Source organism: Paraprevotella clara YIT 11840 (assembly GCF_000233955.1).
GTDB lineage: Bacteria > Bacteroidota > Bacteroidia > Bacteroidales > Bacteroidaceae > Paraprevotella > Paraprevotella clara.
In genome coordinates this window covers 136,297-154,994 of sequence record NZ_JH376579.1, presented here as the reverse complement: position 1 = coordinate 154,994, position 18,698 = coordinate 136,297, and the positions used below count along the sequence as shown (strand labels likewise).

At 52.3% G+C, this 18,698-nt stretch carries 13 protein-coding genes; 4 read left to right on the top strand and 9 right to left on the bottom strand.

The window, feature by feature from the left end; all coding sequences use genetic code 11:
• Positions 1-76: 76 nt before the first annotated feature.
• From feoB to HMPREF9441_RS01380, 8 genes are all read right to left on the bottom strand, one after another.
• Complete coding sequence (feoB, locus tag HMPREF9441_RS01415) at positions 77-2,464, bottom strand: ferrous iron transport protein B (RefSeq protein ID WP_008617161.1); 2,388 nt, start codon at positions 2,462-2,464, stop codon at positions 77-79.
• 80 nt (positions 2,465-2,544) lie between these two features.
• Positions 2,545-4,593, bottom strand: coding sequence for a cytochrome c biogenesis protein CcsA (locus HMPREF9441_RS01410; protein WP_008617159.1), 2,049 nt, complete (start codon positions 4,591-4,593; stop codon positions 2,545-2,547).
• A gap of 29 nt (positions 4,594-4,622) precedes the next feature.
• Positions 4,623-5,762, bottom strand: coding sequence for a Rid family hydrolase (locus tag HMPREF9441_RS01405; protein ID WP_008617158.1), 1,140 nt, complete (start codon positions 5,760-5,762; stop codon positions 4,623-4,625).
• A 7-nt stretch (positions 5,763-5,769) separates the two neighbouring features.
• On the bottom strand, positions 5,770-6,480 hold the full coding sequence (locus HMPREF9441_RS01400; RefSeq protein WP_008617157.1) for a hypothetical protein: 711 nt from the start codon (positions 6,478-6,480) through the stop codon (positions 5,770-5,772).
• Between the two features lie 32 nt (positions 6,481-6,512).
• A complete protein-coding gene (locus HMPREF9441_RS01395; RefSeq protein WP_008617156.1) occupies positions 6,513-7,724 on the bottom strand; it encodes a porin in 1,212 nt (403 codons plus the stop codon).
• 59 nt (positions 7,725-7,783) lie between these two features.
• On the bottom strand, positions 7,784-9,226 hold the full coding sequence (locus HMPREF9441_RS01390; protein WP_008617155.1) for a di-heme oxidoredictase family protein: 1,443 nt from the start codon (positions 9,224-9,226) through the stop codon (positions 7,784-7,786).
• A gap of 108 nt (positions 9,227-9,334) precedes the next feature.
• Positions 9,335-10,567: an imelysin family protein gene (locus HMPREF9441_RS01385; protein WP_008617154.1), complete on the bottom strand. Its 1,233-nt coding sequence runs from the start codon at positions 10,565-10,567 to the stop codon at positions 9,335-9,337.
• 54 nt (positions 10,568-10,621) lie between these two features.
• Positions 10,622-11,935, bottom strand: a complete 1,314-nt coding sequence (locus HMPREF9441_RS01380) for a hypothetical protein (RefSeq protein WP_008617153.1) — start codon at positions 11,933-11,935, stop codon at positions 10,622-10,624.
• Between the two features lie 239 nt (positions 11,936-12,174).
• On the opposite strand from HMPREF9441_RS01380, the gene HMPREF9441_RS01375 reads away from it, so the two are divergent.
• The 3 genes from HMPREF9441_RS01375 (at position 12,175) to HMPREF9441_RS01365 (ending at position 15,464) form a co-directional block, all read left to right on the top strand.
• Positions 12,175-13,155, top strand: a complete 981-nt coding sequence (locus HMPREF9441_RS01375; RefSeq protein WP_008617152.1) for a helix-turn-helix transcriptional regulator — start codon at positions 12,175-12,177, stop codon at positions 13,153-13,155.
• A gap of 33 nt (positions 13,156-13,188) precedes the next feature.
• A complete protein-coding gene (locus HMPREF9441_RS01370) occupies positions 13,189-13,722 on the top strand; it encodes an LOG family protein (protein ID WP_039864744.1) in 534 nt (177 codons plus the stop codon).
• Between the two features lie 725 nt (positions 13,723-14,447).
• Positions 14,448-15,464 (top strand): porin family protein, encoded by a 1,017-nt coding sequence (locus HMPREF9441_RS01365; RefSeq protein ID WP_244949550.1) that lies wholly within the window; start codon positions 14,448-14,450, stop codon positions 15,462-15,464.
• Here HMPREF9441_RS01365 and HMPREF9441_RS01360 read toward each other — a convergent pair.
• Positions 15,455-16,414 carry a carbohydrate kinase family protein gene (locus HMPREF9441_RS01360; protein WP_008617139.1) on the bottom strand — a complete coding sequence of 320 codons (960 nt, stop codon included), beginning with the start codon at positions 16,412-16,414 and terminating at the stop codon, positions 15,455-15,457. The genes HMPREF9441_RS01365 and HMPREF9441_RS01360 overlap by 10 nt on opposite strands.
• Before the next feature lie 215 nt (positions 16,415-16,629).
• Here HMPREF9441_RS01360 and HMPREF9441_RS01355 point away from each other — a divergent pair, with 215 nt between their 5' ends.
• Positions 16,630-18,669, top strand: coding sequence for a DEAD/DEAH box helicase (locus HMPREF9441_RS01355; protein ID WP_008617138.1), 2,040 nt, complete (start codon positions 16,630-16,632; stop codon positions 18,667-18,669).
• The last annotated feature ends 29 nt before the right edge of the window (positions 18,670-18,698 follow it).

The window sequence follows — 18,698 nt, the reverse complement described above, 5'->3', positions numbered from 1 at the left end:
GTTGGAAGTGATAAAAAAACTTTCCGGTGAGGCGGTTTGCGCTCAGACCTCCTTGCCGGAAAGTTTTATGTTTTGTTTAAAAGAGCAATGCCATGCGGTAGACGGCAAAAGCCGTCACGTAGGCTAATAGGGTAGTGTATACCGCCGTAAAAATGGCCCACTTCCATGTGCCGCTTTCTCCTTTGACGGCTGCAATCGTAGCCAGACAAGGGAAATAAAGCAGTGCGAAGATCATGTAACTCAATGCGGCTTCGGGTGTGGTGTGCTGGCTTAGTATTTGCGCCAGGCGGGTCTGCGAAGCGTCTTCGGTGGTTTCCGGTTCCGCGTCTTCAGCCGCGCAGTTGTACAACACTCCGAGTGTGCTGACCATCAGTTCCTTTGCGCCGACACCGGCTATGATACCTACGCCCATTCGCCAATCGTAACCTAACGGACGGATTATCGGTTCGATGGCATGGCCTATCCGGCCCATGTAGGATTGTTCCTGTTGTTCGGCTTCTGTCAGTTCACCGTTTCCCGTGGGGAAATGTCCTAAAGCCCAAATCACGATGCTGGCCACCAAGATGATGCCTCCCATCTTACGTAAGTATTGGCGTCCTTTCTCCCACGTATGGCGGCAAACACCGCGCGAACTGGGCAGACGGTAAGGAGGGAGTTCCATGACGAAATGGCTTTCATACCGACGCATGAAGATCTTGCTGAATACCCATGCTACAAACAAGGCCATACCTGTCCCGAACACGTAAAGGCAGAGCATGACGGTGGAGGCGTTTTGGGGAAAGAATGCCCCGGCAAATACTACATACACCGGAATGCGCGCGCTGCATGAAATCATCGGAGTGACCAGCATGGTAATCATACGGCTTTTGGGATTTTCTATCGTACGGGTAGCCATGACGGCCGGTACGTTGCATCCGTAACCCATCAGCATGGGAATGAAGGATTTTCCGTGCAGTCCCAGTTTGTTGAACAACGGGTCGGCCAACATGGCGGCACGTGCCAGATAGCCCGAATCTTCCAATATGGAGATGAAGAAATAAAGAATCAGGATGTTGGGCAAGAAGACAATGACGCTGCCCACGCCGCCTAATATGCCGTCGCAAACCAAAGCTTGCAGCGTGCCTTCGGGCATTTGGCTCTCGCAGAGGGCGGTGAGCCATGCCACACCGTTGTCTATCCAGTCCATGGGATATTGTCCGATGGTGAACGTGACCCAAAAGATGAACCACATGATGGCCACGAACAACGGATAGGCAATCCAGCGGTTGGCCAGCAGTCGGTCTAACGTTGTGGTGACCTGATGACTGCGTCCGTGTTTTTTAATGTAAATGCCGTCGAGTATTTGTCCGATATGGGAATAGCGTTCCACATCTTCGTGTTCGCGTTCAGGGCACGGACAGGCCGTGTCGCTTCCGTTGTCTGCGTCCATATCTTCCGGATGAGCTCCTTTTCCGCTACAGTGGGTACAGTGCTCCGGATCGTTGCAACAGGCGGCCTCGTGGGTATGCCCTTGTATGCCTGCACGGTGAAGTGCAATATGTTGGTCGGCCAGTTCGATGGCTTTTTTCAGCAGGGCATCGATACCGATGCGCTTACGGGCTACGGTAGGGTAGAGAGGCATATCCAAACGACGGCTCAGTTCTTCGATGTCGAGTGTACTTTGGCTTTCTTCAAACTCATCATACATGTTCAAGGCTCCGACGAGCGGAAGGTTCCGTTCCTTCAGTTGCATGGTGAGCAACAGATTCCGTTCCAGGTTGGTTGTGTCGAGCACATTGATGACGGCATCTATCCGGCCGCTTTCCAGTTCGTGTGCCACATACGCCTCTTCCGGACTGAAAGCACGGATAGAGTAGGTTCCCGGCAGGTCTACCAAACGGATTTTCCGTCCATCGAAGACCATTTCTCCCACGACACTGCTGACGGTCACTCCGCTGTAGTTACCGGTACGTTCGTGTCCCCCCGAGGCTGCATTGAAAAGTGAGGTCTTGCCGCAATTCGGATTACCGACCAAAGCTATTGTAATCACTCCGGCTTCGGCCGGCGTGTCGGTGGTGATGCGACGTCCGGAAGGACCGCAACTGGGGCATCCCGGGTGTGGAGATGGCGGCATAACGCTTCCGCTTCTTCGTTGATGCCGGTCTGAACGATGCTTTTGAGTCGGAATGTCTGTGGAAATGTCTGTGGATGGGGCAGGGATGTCCGCTTCCGGTGTCGTAGATGGAGCGTCTGCCGTGCCCGAAACAGTGACTTGTATTTTTTCAGCTTCGCTCTTTCGCAGGGCGATTTGTCCTCCCATCAGTTCGAAAACAATAGGATTTCCCACAGGAGAAGTAAACAGTTTCTTGACGGTTTTCCCTGTGACAAACCCCATTTCACTCAAGCGGGCTCTGAAGGCTCCGCTGCCTTCTATGTGTGATATCATCACGGTTTCGTTCGTGTTGACATCCGATAATCTCATCATTACTACCTATATATAATTATACAGCGTGCAAAATTACTTGCAAAATCCGGCTTATGCAATACCTGATAGTAGTGATTTTGTTAAGAATTGGCATAGCTGTGCATGCCACCGAGCAGATAATTGACTCCGAAGTAGGTCATCAGGACTACGGCGAAAGCGAAGATCATATAGCCATGGAATAGCCATGGACGTTGAAAATAGGGCAGGCTTTTCCGGTGGAAAGAGATGCCGTAAATGATGAACGCCGCAAGTGCCCACACTTCTTTCGGGTCCCACGACCAGTAACTGCCCCACGACACATTGGCCCATACGGCTCCCAACACAATGCCTATGCCCAACAGGAAGGTGCCCGGATATAACAGAAGACGGCTCAACAAGGTGAGTTGTTCGATTTGTTCCCCTGTAATCGGCGAAGCCGTGTTTTTTTGTTTCCCTATAAGACACAAGGCCAGGATGCCGTTCAGAAAGGTGAAAGCAAAAAGGCCGTATGAAATCATGATGAGCGACACGTGCCAACTCAGCCACGGGGATGCCAATACCGGCATGAGGGGCGTAATTTGCGGGTTCATCTCGCCCAAGTAGGCCACGAGCAGAGTGAATCCGGAAAGCAGGAAACCGAAAGGCCGGGTGAAAGGGAACCTCCGTTGAAGCAGGCAGGCGGTCAGGAGGACTGCCAGAGCGACGAACTGCATCGTTTCGTATCCGTTACTCAGGGGGAAACCGCCTCTGATGTAACCGCGCAAGGCGTATCCTGTGGCATGGAATAGGGTGGTGAGGCAGAGGGCTGTGCCCCATACCCGTCGGCTTACGGCTTTCTCCTTACGGCCTGTCAGCATCCTGAACATGAATAATCCGAAGGCGGCAAAGCCTAAAGTGAGGTTGACCATGAACAGGATTTTGCTGAAGGGAATACGGTTGTACCACAGTTCGGCGTTGACTTTCTGGGTACTGAGAGGTGAAACGTCGGGCGGTAGCGGACGGACGAGCGTGCCTTGCCGAAGCATGAGGATGAGTCCTACTTTTTCGTCCGTCTCCTGTATGGCCTGGGCCAGTTTGCTCCGGTTGCCTTGTTCGCGTTGCCATAAAGGCTGTAGCTTGTATTGTGTCCCGTCGAACAAATGATTGAGCGAGGCATATTCTTCTTTAAGGCCTAAAGCGGTGCGCAACTCCTGATTTTTGATACGGATAATGGGAGTGCGGTTCCATTCTTCGGGGTAGAGCATCCAACTGCTCACCACCTGTTCCGGAGTGATTCCGTGGAAGGATGGTCGTCCGTATATTTTTTGTACGAAATCCCGTGCAAGTGTGTTGAACGGGGCGACGCGGTCGTTGTAAACCACTTGTTGGATAGCCAGACTGTCGGCTTGTACCCGCTTGACTACGGGCAAGGCCGGGTCGGCTTTCAGTTGACAGCCCCAAAACAAGGCTATTAGGAACAGTCCGCCTTTCCGAATCAGCGGATGCCTTAGCAGACGGCGGAAGCCTCCGTCCCGGGCGCACAGCAGGAGCAGGCAACCCAACCCCATCAGGCAGAAACCGGTGTAGGTGATGCCCGTCCCCCAAGGGTCATAGTTTACCGAAAGCCAACTGCCTTCCAAATCTTCATCGTAGGAAGACTGGTAAAAACGGTACCCTTGTGCAGAAAAAATCCGGTTCATGGAAATAATTGGCCGGGCAAAGATGTCGCCGTCGATATGCTGGCAGGAGATTTGGCTCACGTAGTCGGCAGGAGCTTCCGTGCCCGGATAATATGCTATGTGGAAGCTGTCTAAACGCATCATGAAAGGCAGGCGTGCCACTTGTTTCCGTTCGTTGACATATTCTCCCGTAGGCTGGCCTTTACGCAAGTGCAATATTCCTTTATGTCCGGTAAAGGCGGTGGTGAGCGCTCCGGCGAATATCACGCCGAAACTGAGATGAAGGACGAGAAGCGGAAAGTTTTTCCACATTTTACGGCGTACGAAAAGTGCGGCCAAAGTGACCATGACGGCGGTCCATAACAGTTTGAACCACCAAGTGCCGTAGACGTAGGTTTGGATAAAAGGCGTGCCGTGGGCATCTTCCACAAACGTGGATATACCGATGCCCGCGGCAGCCCAAAAAAGTAGTATGAAAGGAACTGACTTCATGATGTAGAGGGAATGTACCGGATAAGTCCTTAAAAGTCGCGATACTTTTCGTTGCAACGTTTTTTCACGGCGATACATTCCATTTCGATAAGCCATGTAGGTCGGCATACCGGTGCCAAGGTGATGACTTTCGGAGTGTCGGGGAACCGTCGGGCGAACATCTCGTTCACGGTCGGGTAATCGCAGACATCGCGCAGGTAAACGATGATTTGCATGACATCGTCGAATGATGCGCCGCCTTCTTCAAGCAGGACTCCTACATTTTCCCACATGCGTTCGGTTTGTTTCACGATGTTGCCCACATGCACCACCTCCCCTTTGTTGTTGATGCTGGCCGTGCCGCTGATGAACACTTGGGCACGGTCGCCGTATTCCATGACGGTACCCCGCTCGAACGTAACCCCGTATTCATAAGTAGGGTTCAAGTGGGTGGGGGCGTACAGGTAGCGTTGCTGTGAAGGTTCAAACCCTGTGAGGGCATACGTTCCCATCTGTACCAAGGCCCGTGTGTCTGCGGGCAGTCCGCCGATGCCCGTACTGCTGATGTAGTGGGTCCGTTCGGTGAGTCCTTGTTCGGCGAAGTTTTCCTTACGTGCTTTCACCATGCCGGCGTACTGCGTGTCTACATCGCGTACGAAAAACCACGTACGGATACAGTTGTCTGCCAGCGTGGCGTTGAAGCTTTGTAAGGTTTCCTCGTAACTGATGAGCAGAGATTCCGTTTGCCAGGCCGAGTCGCCCTTGTGTTCGTGCATGCCCATCTTCCATAAATGACGGTAACCGTTGTGTTCCGCCACGATGACACCGTTCACGTTGGCTACCTTGCAGCCTTTTTGCAGATACAGCCATACGGCCACCTTGCTGCCGTCGAGCGGTGGTTGCTGGATGACGGATACGGAACAGTCCGCTTCCTGCTTCATCAGAGGCTGTTGGTTGGTCGAATCGCTGAGAAAGTATCGCTTCAGGATGACGTCGGCACCCATGACCTGCGGCAACCGCAACAGCCGTTCCTCTCCTTCGTAAATTCGTTTGAGTTGTCCGTCGAAGAGTTCGGCTCTCGGCTTCACATGCAACATGACGTGGAACTCTTCTATCTTATCTTGTGGGGTAAAGGCGGATATTTCCGCCGTTACACCCAGATCTTCCCAAAAAACTTTGCTTTTATCCATGTTGTTCCTATTCTTTGGCGCCTGCGTTGATCCATTCGTCTATGAGCCGCAGGTCGGTTGATGAAGTTATCATATTTTCGTGACTGAAACCTAAGCCGAGTACATTGCCTGGATTGATTACCTTATGCAAGATGCTTTCTTCGGCGTTGCCCGGAATGACACGGATGCCGTCCTCGACCTGTGTAGACGGTTGGTTTACAAGGCTGGCATGGCTCTTGTCGGCCGTCAGGTAAAGTCCGGCTGCGGGAGAGGTACTTCCTCCGTGGCACTGTGCGCAGGTTTTGTCAAATATGTTCTCTTGTATGGCTGCATACATGTGGGCATCCACCTGTCCGGCATCCATGTAGAGCGTATCTCCCGAAATCGAAGCTACATCCAGACTTTGATATGTCAGGACACGTTTGCGCAACCGGTTGGTCACGCATAGCTCGATGGTTTTCACGTCGCTCCCGATGTTGGGCAGGGTGAGGCTCACGTTGCTGTTCGCGTCGGGGCTGACGAGCACTTGCGTAGTCGCGTATTCGCTGTCTCCGAACCCGGCCAACACAAGCTGGTAATATTCCGGCCAACTGTCCGCACCGGTGATGTGTCCGGTCAGTTTGGCCGCAAAGCCGGTGTGCGTAGCCGTGTGTTCCTTCCGTGGGATGGAGCCGTCGTCGCAGGCGGTGAGTCCCATTGCTACAGACAGGAGAACAAATATACCATAGTTTTTTTTCATTGTAAATTCTTTATCGGCTGAATTAACGAATATTAGAAAGAGTATTGCAACTGTATGGTACCTGAGTGCTTGGCCAACCCAAGGTCGTCGTTATCACGGTCGAGTTGCGTGTCGTGTCCGGTGCGTCCGATGAACTGATACATAGCTTGCAGTTTCAGATTACAGTTCTTGAAGAAATAATTGCATCCTACGGCCGGCATATTGAGGAAACCATTCGTGTCTACGCCGTTGCGGTTAAAGAAGTCGTAACGTGCGGCAACCTGTACGCGGGGAGCCACGAAATAACCGCCTTGGACGTAGCCGCCCAAGAAATCGTAAGTCTTGTCTATCTTTTGCCGGTCGGTGAATCCCACGTGCATGTAGTAGGCTTCGGCTCCGATATAAAGCTTGTTTTTCAGCATGGCAAACTCCAGTCCGGCGCGGGTGTCGTTGGTGCTTTCGCTCTCGCTTTCCACATTCAGGTTGGCGCTTGCGCCTAACATCCATTTGTCTTCGTGCAGGCGGTCGGGGTTACCCTGCGTGGCGGGCATGATACCCTTCGGCATGAAGGTGAAACGTCCGGCGTAGAGCAGGGACGGGATGTGCCAGTCGTCGCTGATGGTTTTCGTAGCCGTGTTGACCGATGCGCCGGTACCATTGAAGATTCCTATTTCATATCCGAACTTATTGGCTGCGAAACCGTGGATTTCCACACCGAGATCGAATCCCGTCCCGATGTTCGGTGTGACGGCGTTCAACGAATAAGGCATGATGACCGCCGCGGTCAGCGAAGTCGGGAGTGTAGGCATCATGGTTTCGCCCAGCGTCGTCAGGTAACCGTGAGAAAAGGGAGTCTTGAATTTACCGATACGTACGGCAAAAGCTTCTTTCATGGCCACATCGATCCATGCCTGCTGAAGGATGGCTCCGCCACTGGCTGCTGCATTGATAGAGAGGTTAAACGATACCTTGCCCCACGCTTTTCCCGTAAATCCGAGTACGGCATACGGTACGGCAAATCCCGAATTAGCCAAGTTGTCTTGGTTGTAAGCCTTGTCCAGGCCTTCGTCGTCGTACCAATTGATGTTGGCCGCAGTCTGCACCAACAGGTAAGGTTTGAACACAAAGTCGGCTTTCTTCGTTTGGATGGAGAACCCTTCGCGTCCGGCCAGGGACACCACGCCGTTTTCGCTGCCCTCTTCATATTGTGCCATGGCGGCAAGAGGGAGAGCCGCCAATAGGGTCATCGCAAATATTTTTTTCATTGTTTTCTGTTTTTTTCTTTGTTTGATGCTTGTTCTGTCAAGAGGCTTTCGTCGTCTTGTTATAAGGATTGCAGGAATCGGATGAGTGCCGCACGGTCTTCTTTCTTCATCTGTTTGAACAGGTTTTTCGAGGCTTCCCCTTCTCCGCCGTGCCACAAAATGGCTTCGGTAAAGTTACGGGCGCGTCCGTCGTGCAAGAAGTAAGTGTGACCGTTGACTTTTTCCTGTAGCCCGATACCCCAAAGTGGAGTGGTGCGCCACTCATTGCCGCGAGCCAGTCCGCTTACGTAATTGTCGTTCAATCCTACACCCATGATTTCGCTTCCCATGTCGTGAAGCAGGAAATCGGAGTAGGGGTGGATGGTCTGGCTGCCCAACCACGTCAGTTGCGTACCTAACAGCAAAGTGGAACCACGGGGTTGGGTATGCAGTGTGACGGTATGGCACAAGTGGCATTTGGCTTGGTAGAACATCTCCTCCCCGCGTTTCACCGTAGGATCGTTCACGTCACGACGGGCCGGTACACCAAGGCCCTGCATGTACAAGTCCACATCCTCCATTTCTTCCGCGCTGATGTCCAACTGGTCGTATGTCAGTCCCATCATGCTTCCGTCCTGCATCTGGAGCTGTCCTTCGCAGATTTCTTCCGGATAGCGGCTGTTCGTGACGCCCAAGTCACTGCTGAAGCCAAGCTCCACGGTCAGGTCGGCATGCTGTGCTTTGTTGCCGCTCAGCCCTAATTGCAGTTTCCCTTTTTCCGTGATATAGTTGGCGCGTCCGCTGATACCGTATTCCGGGTAGTTGCTCTTCGCGGCCAGTTGCTCTATTTCGTGGCGGTCGATGGCCATCATCGGCCCCATGCCGACATGGCGCAACGGGATCCTGACGGTGCAGAACAAGTCTTCGGGCGCGATGCTGTCGGCATACCATTCGCTGATGCTGTATTCGGGATAGCACAGTTCGTAGGGCTCTCCGTCGGGGAATGCCCCTTTCTCGTAATGCCATTTGACGCTCAACTTGCCTTCCGGTTTAACGCCGTAGATGGCTTGGTCATGAAGTACGCGTCCGTAATTCTGGAAAAATGCGCCGTTCTTGCGGCTGATGTACACCAACATGGAAGAGAAGCCGTAAGAGCCGCTCCCCCCTTCGCCGAAGCTGCCTCCGCCGTTCCATAACTCCGGTTTCGTACGCCCGGCATTGCGATGGCAGCTTCCGCAGGAATATCCTGCATAGACCGGGCCGAGGCCTCCCGAGATGGTACGCGTGTCGTCGTACAGTCCGTCGCCGTCGCGGAAGCGCATGGCATAATCGGGGTCGGCATCGATCCAGTCGGCCTGCGTGTCGTAGGCCACGGAGCTGTTGAGGAAAATGGTGGAGACTCCAGCCGAAAGGGCGTAACCTTGCGGGATTTCCACGTCCCTCACGTCCAATCCGTCGTCGTCGCAGGCGGCGAGGCTGAAGGCTAAGGAGAACAGGGCTAAATATTTTACAGTATGGTTCATTGTGATATGTCTGTTTTTATAGTTCCTTTTTTATACCACATAAGTGAAGACAGCCTTTGTGAGGTCTGTCTTCACTTTTAATTGATACAGTGAACTTATGAGTCGGGTTTATTGTGCAGAAACGGTACGCGGGTTACCATTCTTGAACAACAGGAACTCCAACGTGTGGAAACCTCTTACCTCTTGTGAGGCAGTGATTTCGTCTTCCGAGTCACCGTCTTCCCAGTTCAAGTCGTCGAAGTTGCCGGAGTTCAAGATGTTGACGATGGCTACCTGGTCCAAAGGCCAACTGTCCATGTTCGGGTCAAGGCCGAGGATGTCGACCGGGCCGAACAAGAACGCTTCGCTCTGCTCCCACGGCATACGGGCTACCAACCATGCTTCGCAAGCTGCCTCGAAAGTGTCATCGCTCGGAGTATTGTAGAAGTCCTCTACGGCTGCGAGGAGGGCAGTATTCTTTTCTTTCAAGTCCTTGTAAGTCGGCAATACCACATTGTTCACGAAGCCGCTTACTACGAGATCCATTTCTGCGTCGGTAATGGTTCCGTTGTTATATGCGTTCTGGATGGCAGCCTTCAATTCTTGGTCGAGGGTTACTCCTAAAGCCACGCAAGCCGATTGTGCCACAGGAACCTGTGCATCGCCGATGTTGTTACGGAACGGTTGCGGGATGGCAAGGATGGCGTTCTTCGTACTTTCGATTTCGTTGGCAATCTTCGTGTTCAACGCAGGGTCAATCTTTTCTACCAATTTATACAAGGAGTTGTTGCTGATTGTACTGTCCAGGCTGTTGAAGTAAGAGTTGCGGATGGAACGGATGTTGTTGGAATAGTCATCACGTGAGTGGAAGCTGTACCAAGACTCTACGGCATAGAGGGCTTCTGTCTGCTGTCCGGCCGTCCATTTGTCGTAGGGGTCGCCGATTTTTGAGTTGCCCACCTCGTCCGTGATTTCCACACATTTGTCGATGATCTGTTCGATACAGCTCAATGCAGACGTATAGGTTCCGCCATTGTGTTCCGTGAAAGTCTTTTTGAAAGCCTCTCCGCCTTGGAAGGAAGTCTCCCAACTGTCATAGAGGGTCGTGGCATCCTTCTTCAACAATATGGCTACTTGGCGCGAATAGTTGCGCCAACTGGCAGCGTTTTCCGTATTGTAATCCAAGTTTGCAGCAGCGTCGAAGCCACTGTTGCTTCCAGTGCCGCTATTCCCACCGTTATCGGTTACGCCGCCGCCGCCATCGCCGGTGTTGTCGTCGTCGTCGCTACAAGAAGCGGCAGTGAAACCTGCAAAGGCCATTCCCATCAGGAATAAGGCTGAATAAAGAAATTTCTTTTTCATTGTTTTTGTTTTTGTTATGTTTTTATGAATGATTTGAAATGATATATTCTCTTGTTATTTGCTCCAGAACCAACCTACGTAGGCCACGCCGATGGCAAACTCGTTTTCGCTGTTGTATTTGCCGCCGCCGATTTTACGGGTCGTGTAGTCGGCCTTGAACACCAAGTTCGGCAGGGCCTTCCAGTTCAGTCCGGCCGTCCACATGCCTACCTTCTCGCGGTCATCGGCAGCCTGACGGGTGATCACCTTCTCCTGCGGGTTGTAGTATTCGTAACGGGCGAACGGGTAGAGGGCGGGACATTTGGGGGTGCCTGCGATGCCTTGCAGGTTCAAGCCTAATTCCGCACCGTAGCTCACGGCCTTCTTGGCAACAGGTGTGGCACGGGTGTAAGGACTGTTATTTCCTAAATTCAAGTTCTTTTGGCTCAGTTTGTCGCTTTTGCCGAGGTTGCCGAAGATGCAGTTTCCACGGAAGGTCAGGAAACGGTTGATGTATTGTGCGTCCACCGTGTATATCCTTACCGGGATGTCACCGTAACTCGTGTAAGTCGTGGGCTTGTCAGAATTGGCTCCTATGTTGTTGCAGAAATACCATGAACCTCCCACGCGCAGACCCGGCACTCCTCGGTAATCCACGCGAGCCACGTAAGCCGGTGAAGTGAAGTTGTCGTACTCGAAGATGCTGGTCTTGCCGCTTCCGGCCCAAGTCTTACGGTCAAAACCATTGGCGTTGAGGCCGGTCACTACCATAGCCTGGTAGTCGAACGTGACCCATCCTTTACCGAGCGTACCGAACAGTTCGAGACCCGTTTCATGCCAAGTGGAGGGGATGATTTTCGTTTCCCCTTCCGGGCGGCTCGTACCGAAGAAATTGACGGGTTCGTGGTGGGAGTTGGTCAAACCTACCGGTACGATGACATGTCCTACGCGCACGTTGATTTCCGGCAGGATGAGGCGCGTGATGTGGAACTGTTCCAAAGCTACTTCACCGCCTTTCTCTATTTCCGTTTCGTAATCGCCGTTTTCGGTGTTCTCCAGTTCGTATGCGGCTCCCGTTCCTCCGCTTTCAAACTCGATTTCGGCTCCCAATATCCATTTGGGCGTGAACTTATAGTCGAAAGCAATCACGAAGCGGGGAATGGAGATGGTATTGCGGTCCGTCTTGGTATTTCCTCCTTTGCCATTTCCTTTGCCACCCCAATACCGGTTGATGCCGTAATCCTTGAAATTAGCCACCATTTCACCATATCCGCCCACGCGGAATTTCTCGTAAGTGCTGCCGCCGTCTTCGCCTCCTTGGGCCGAAACACTACTAAAGGCTGTCAGGACGGCCAATGCGGCGGTCAGCAGATTTTTCTTTTGGTTCATCTTATTATTGTTTTTTCTATCTTTTTACCCTTTTCTTTGTTTTGACGCTGCAAAGTTACCGGATTGGTTAAAAAGCATCAATACACAAAAATGGGCAATTTCATTTGAGGGGTGATTAGGGCGGTGTACCTACATGAGGTGGTATTTACCTAATTTTTTTTGATAATACTCAATTATAGCGATTGTCAGGGTCGTTTTTTTTTCCGTTCTTTGCAAGAAGTTTAACGATTTAAGGTATCATGTCTGAAAAATATAAAGAGACCGACCGGATGGGGGACATCATTTGCGATGATTACCGCATCTTGCAGGTGATTAGTCGGTTCGGGCTTACGTTAGGGTTTGGCGACCATACGGTGAGCGAAACCTGCTTGGCAGCGGGAGTAGATGCCCCCACTTTTTTGGCAGTGGTGAATTTCATACGTTCCAATGGGCGGACGTCGAATCTGTCCGATATTGTGGAGTCTTTGTCGCTCACGGCATTAATGAATTACCTTCGCCGCTCTCATGATTACTTTGTGAAGTTCCGTTTGCCGGCCATCCGGCGCAAACTGATAGAAGCGATAGACTGTTCGGCGCGCAATCAGATTGCATTTCTCATCCTGAAGTTTTACGACGAGTTCGCTTCGGAAGTCGGACGTCACATGGATTACGAGGACAAGCATATCCATACGTATGTGAGCGATTTGATGAAGGGTGTGAAAACCAGTCCGGACGTGAACATCCACAAACTGTCTCATCAGCATCACGACAACCACGCACAGCTTGAAAAAAGCCTCTCCGAACTGAAAAGCATCATCATCAAGTATTATCCCACAGACAGTAACGCGCAGTTGCTCAACGACGTGTTGATAGACCTTTTCATGACGGAAGAAGACCTGTTCAGCCATTGCCATTTGGAGGACACCTTGTTTCTGGAAGCCGTGGTGCGGTTGGAAGACGAACGCCAGGAACAGGCTCGCGAGGAAAATCCCCAAACAGAGGAACAATACGGGGAGGATAGCGCGAATGATGCATTGAGCGACCGGGAGAAAGAAGTTATCGTCTGCGTAGTGAAGGGTATGTCGAACAAGGAAATCGCCGAACAGTTGTATATCTCGGTCAATACCGTGATGACGCATCGCCGCAACATCAGCCGTAAACTCCAGATTCATTCTCCCGCAGGGCTGACCATTTATGCGATTGTAAACGGGCTGATTAACCTGGAAGATGTGAAACTGTAAAGGCGGATGCCTTTTCCTTTAAATCAGGCAGACATGGAATCTATCGGTCTTTTTTGTGCCGCTTCGGACCGGCTTGAGGCAAGCTATTATGACTTGGCCGGGGCTTTTGGCCGCCTCGTGGGGGAGCGCGGCCTGACGTTGGTGTATGGCGGAGCCGATTCCGGTCTGATGGAGAGCGCCGCACGCGGAGTGAAAGATGCCGGTGGGCATGTGGTGGGCATTGTACCGTCTGTCTTGGAAGCGCGCCGGCGCGTGAGCCGTTATGTGGACGAGGTGGTACCGTGTCACGATTTGAGCGACCGTAAAGCCATTATGGTGGAGCGTAGCGACGTGCTGGTTGCTTTGCCGGGCGGTGTCGGGACGCTGGACGAGGTGTTCACCGTGATGGCTGCAAATAGTATCGGCTATCACCGGAAGAAAGTGGTTTTGTTTGCTTTAGACGGATTTTGGGACGGGCTGGTTGCGGTGTTGCAGGAGATGGACCGGCGAGGTTTCGTCAATGTTCCCTTGGAGCAATACCTTGTCGTGGCACGTTCGTGGGATGAGCTTCAGGCTGTCTTGGCGTAATTTTCCCGAAGCTCACGGCACGGAGGGAAAAGACCGGATTTACTTTTTGTCAAAGTGTCAGATTCAACTCTCTGAGAATGGCCCATATCATTCCGGATAGGGCTTCGCCTGCGAATACGCCAGCCATGGCGGTTTTCCTTTTGACGTAATGTCGTTCGTTTTCTTTTTTTGCTTTCTTTCCGAAGCCCTGTGAGAGTTGTAGCGTAGCATGCCATGAGGTTATGGGTAAGCATCATGTGGATTTTCATGGAGATGTGACAGGAATTTCGTGAGGTCCGGAACGGGGCAAATAGGTGGAAAATCCGCTTTTTCGAGACCTCTTTTTGGGGTTCACACGGGCCGTTTTCCTTTTTCTGCGGTTAGGTTTGGAAAGTTATGCGGAGAAAAATTTTTCGCTTTCAGCCAAACGGAAAATCATTCTCTTGTGATTGATTTGCATATATGCGGTTTTTTATGTGAAAATCGGTGGAATATGCGCATAAATATGCAAAAAGTCTTTCCGGCTGCTTCCGGAAATCATTTTTTTTGTCCCTTTTTTGCGAAGAAAGGCTGACAGTTTGTTACCGTTTGACATAAAAGTGCGGTATGATGTTGTTTCTTAAAAATAAAAATGATAATTTTGGAAGGAACTTTTTAGTCTGTGGGGAGACTTGTAGAGAATTGTTTCTGCTCGCTTCTCCCAAAAGGGAAATTCATACTCATGTGTAACGATGAAGCAAAATGCAATGAAGAATACGTTTTTTGTCTTTGGGTGTGTGTCTTTTTTCATCGCGGGATGTAGTCCGAAAGTGACGACAGAGGTGGTGAAGTCTTATCCCGTCACGCGGGCGTACGACGTACGGCTTTTCGAGGCGAAGGATACCTTGCCCCCTGCGGCCGAAGTATTGGGGCGTGCTTCCGTGGAGAAAGGGACGGAAAGTGATGCTGAGACCATGGTCAAGGTGGAGACGGCCAAGGTGGGCGGCAACGCTTTTGCCGTGAAAGAGAAATCTTCGTCTTTCATGGGACGGTCGTACAGGATGGACGGTTATATGTTGCGTTTTCCGGGTACACGTTTGGAAGTAGACCAAGCGTTGGACGGGCTTGCCGCGAATCGTTTTTGGACGGATTCGGATCATGAGACCGCGAAGGATGAAAAGAAAGACGGTACGAGCACACTTTACTTGAATGCCGGAGGGGGATTCATCACCAGTGAATTGCGTACGCCCGGAGGAACAGCCGTGTGGGGTCATCCGCGCCGGGGCACGGAGATGCAGGCCGGATGGGACTGGGTGGGGCGTAAAGGGCTGGGAGGCGGCCTGTTTTTCTCGGCTTACCATTCCCGGGCTTATGGTCTTGCGTCTCCGCCGGAGGTGGCCGACGAGCGGTTTCACATGAATTTCTTCTATATCGGACCCGAGTTTGTGGTCAGGACGTTTTTCAGTGATTATTGGTCGGCAAAGGCTGCTTTGGGGTTAGGGGCATTCTTTTCGCGCGAAAAGGTGCGCGACAATTCTCGGCTGGATTACGGTTTGGATGGCTGGGGCGGGCATTTCCAGTTGGGATTGGAGTACCGTTTGGCCGAGCATGTCGGTGTAGGATTGAACGGAGGGTACATCCTCGGTTGGTTTCCCGGCAAAGACTTTGCAAGGGAGTTCTTTCCCGATGATGGCTTAGGCGAACTGGGCAAGTCCGGGAAACGGAAAGAATTGGACGGTTATTTCCATTTCTTCGTGACGGGCGGACTGCGCTTTTATTTCTGAACATCTTGCCCGGACGAGGCCTGAAGCTTCTTAGCCATCTGCTTTCCGAATTCTTCGTCGATGGAGTTGTGTATGCTACCACAGACGTCGGCGGCGAACCGTATGCCGCAGTCGACGGCTTGATGCCATTGTGTGCAGGACAGGCCGGGCAGGTCGATGCGGCGGATACCATAGCGTATCAGCCCGTAAATGAATCCGGCATTGAAGTTGTCTCCCGCTCCTATGGTACTGACTGTGCGTACGGGCGGTACCGGAAAGCGTGAGCTTCCTTCGGGTGTGCACAGCGTGACGCCTTCCGCTCCGCAGGTACAGAGAAAAAGCGGGCAGTAGGGCGCGATATGCAGCCGGTAGATTTCCTCCGCATCACCCAGGCCGTACATCACCTCGAAGTCGTCGGCCGAACCGCGTACGAGGTCGGCCAGCCGGAAGTTTTCGTGGATGGACGGAAGGAGTTCTCGGATTCTGTCTTTGTAGGTACGGCGATAGTTCAGGTCGTAGTACAGGATGGCGTTCCGGCTGCGGGCGTATTCCAGAAACGATTTGACTTGGGGGCGGATGTAGGGATTGAGGGCATAATAGGAGCCGAATTGTATGATGTCGTCGGTTTCCACCGTGGGGTGGATGAAATCCTCCAGCGTGCGCGGCGGTTGTTTGTAGAACATGTAATGGGCATCGTTCCGTTCGTCGAGGAAGGCCAGTGACACGGCGGATTGGATGTCGCCGCGCATCCGCAGGTAACTGGCGTCCACATGGTTGGCGTTCAGGAAATCCGCAATGCGCCGTCCCACTTCGTCGTGTCCCGTTTCGCCGACGAAAACGGCCGGGATGCCCGCCCGTCCGATGGAAATGATACTGTTGAACGACGAGCCGCCCGGAACGGCAGCCGTAGGTTGTGCCCCGTGAAAGATAATGTCCATGATGGTTTCGCCCATCCCGATGACTTTGCGCATGAATGTCTGGTTTAGAAACAAGTGAATGCAAACATACGATAAAAAAGTGGAATAAGTCGTAGAAAAAAGTGAAAAAAACGAAGATTTGTCGTACCTTTGCCCATCCAATTTTTAGGGAAGGCGGTTTTCAGGCGTTGTGATACACTGAAGGGTTGTTTTTGTATGTTGTAAGCGCCGTGCGCTGCCTTTGGTGTATTAATTTAATAATTAACGTATTGAAAACTTTTGAGGAGCTTGGTGTTTCTGCGGAAATCAGACAAGCTATTGAGGAAATGGGGTATGAAAACCCGATGCCGGTACAGGAGGAAGTGATTCCTTACTTGCTGGGAGTGAATAACGACGTTGTGGCACTGGCACAGACCGGTACCGGAAAAACAGCAGCTTACGGTTTGCCCGTCTTGCAGAAAGTGGATGCCACGCGCAATGTGACGCAGGCTCTCATCCTGAGTCCCACCCGAGAACTTTGTTTGCAGATAGCGGATGATTTGGAGAACTACTCCAAATACTTGCCCGGTGTGCGCGTATTGCCGGTGTACGGCGGTGCGAACATCGAACCGCAAATCCGTACGCTGAGGAAGGGCGTACAGGTCATCGTGGCCACACCGGGCCGCCTGATCGACCTGATGGAGCGTGGGGCGGCTTCGTTGGAGCATGTGGAAAACGTGGTGTTGGACGAAGCCGACGAGATGCTTTCCATGGGGTTCACGGAGAGTATCGACAAGATTCTGGCCGGGGTGCCCGAAAACCATAACACATTGCTCTTCTCTGCCACGATGAGCCGTGAGATAGAGCGTATCTCGAAGAAGTACCTGCGCGAGGCCAAGGAAATCGTGGTAGGCTCGCGCAACGAGGGAGCGGAAACGGTGAACCACGTGTATTACATGGTGCATGCCAAGGACAAATACCTGGCCTTGAAGCGTATCGTGGATTATTATCCCAAGATTTATGCCATCATCTTCTGCCGCACGCGCATGGAGACGCAGGAAGTGGCCGACAAGCTCATACAGGATGGATACAATGCCGACTCGTTGCATGGCGACCTTTCGCAGCAACAGCGTGACCTGACGATGCAGAAATTCCGCCAGCACCGCGTACAGTTCCTCGTGGCTACCGACGTGGCGGCGCGAGGACTCGACGTGGAGGACTTGACGCACGTCATCAATTACGGTATGCCGGACGACATCGAGAATTACACACACCGCAGCGGGCGTACGGGACGTGCGGGCAAGAAGGGGACGAGTATTTGTATCGTCCACACGCGCGAACGTTCCAAAATCCGCGAGATAGAAAAGGTTATCGGCAAGGAGTTTGTCAAAGGGGAGATGCCCAGCGGCAAGGAAATCTGTGCCAAACAATTATATAAGGTAATAGACGACATCGAGCGCGTGGAGGTGGACGAGGAGGAAATCGAACAGTTCCTGCCCGAAGTGTACCGTAAGTTGGAATGGCTCGACAAGGAAGACCTCATCAAGCGTGTGGTGAGTCGGGAGTTCGGCCGTTTCCTGCAATACTATGCCAACGCGCCTGAAATCAGCGAACCGACGGGACGTGGGGAGAAGGGCGACAAGAAAGGCAAACGCGGCGGACGCAAGCCCGAAGAGGGATACACCCGGTTGTTCCTTAATTTGGGTAAGGTGGACGGTTTCTATGCCAAAGAGGTGATGAAGCTGGTGAACGACCATGTGCAAGGCAAGGTGGAAATCGGGCGTATCGACCTGATGAAGAGCTTTTCTTTCTTTGAGGTGCCCGACGGTGAGGCCGACCGTGTGTTGCACGGGCTTTCCGGTGTGCAGGTGAAGGGACGTAAAGTCAACGTGGAAGTGGCTACCGGAGAGGCTCATGAGGCCGGAGAAGGCAAGTCGAACCGTCGGTCCGGTCGTGATGGCCGGAGTGGGGGTGACGCAAAGGGCAGTCGCGACCGTAAGAAACATGGTGGAGGAAAAACCTACGAAGAGGCCATGTCCGGCAAAGGAAAGGGCAAAAAAGGTAAGGATATGGGCGGCAAGGATAATGCACGGAAATTTGCGAGTAAGCGAGAGCAGACCGAGCTTGCTCGAAGTCTGCCGAGTGGGAGCAAATTATCCAAAGCAGCCAAACCGTCTCGTGAAGAACGGGGATACACCGCACCGCACGGTAAGAAATATACGAAAGACGATTGGAAACAGTTCTTCCAGCCACAAGACGGAAAGGACTTGGTAGGTGATGAGCCGGACTTCTCGGAAGAAGGATGGGCGCGTCGTTTCCCGAAAAAATAAGATAGAAAAATCTCCCGGTTACGTTTAGG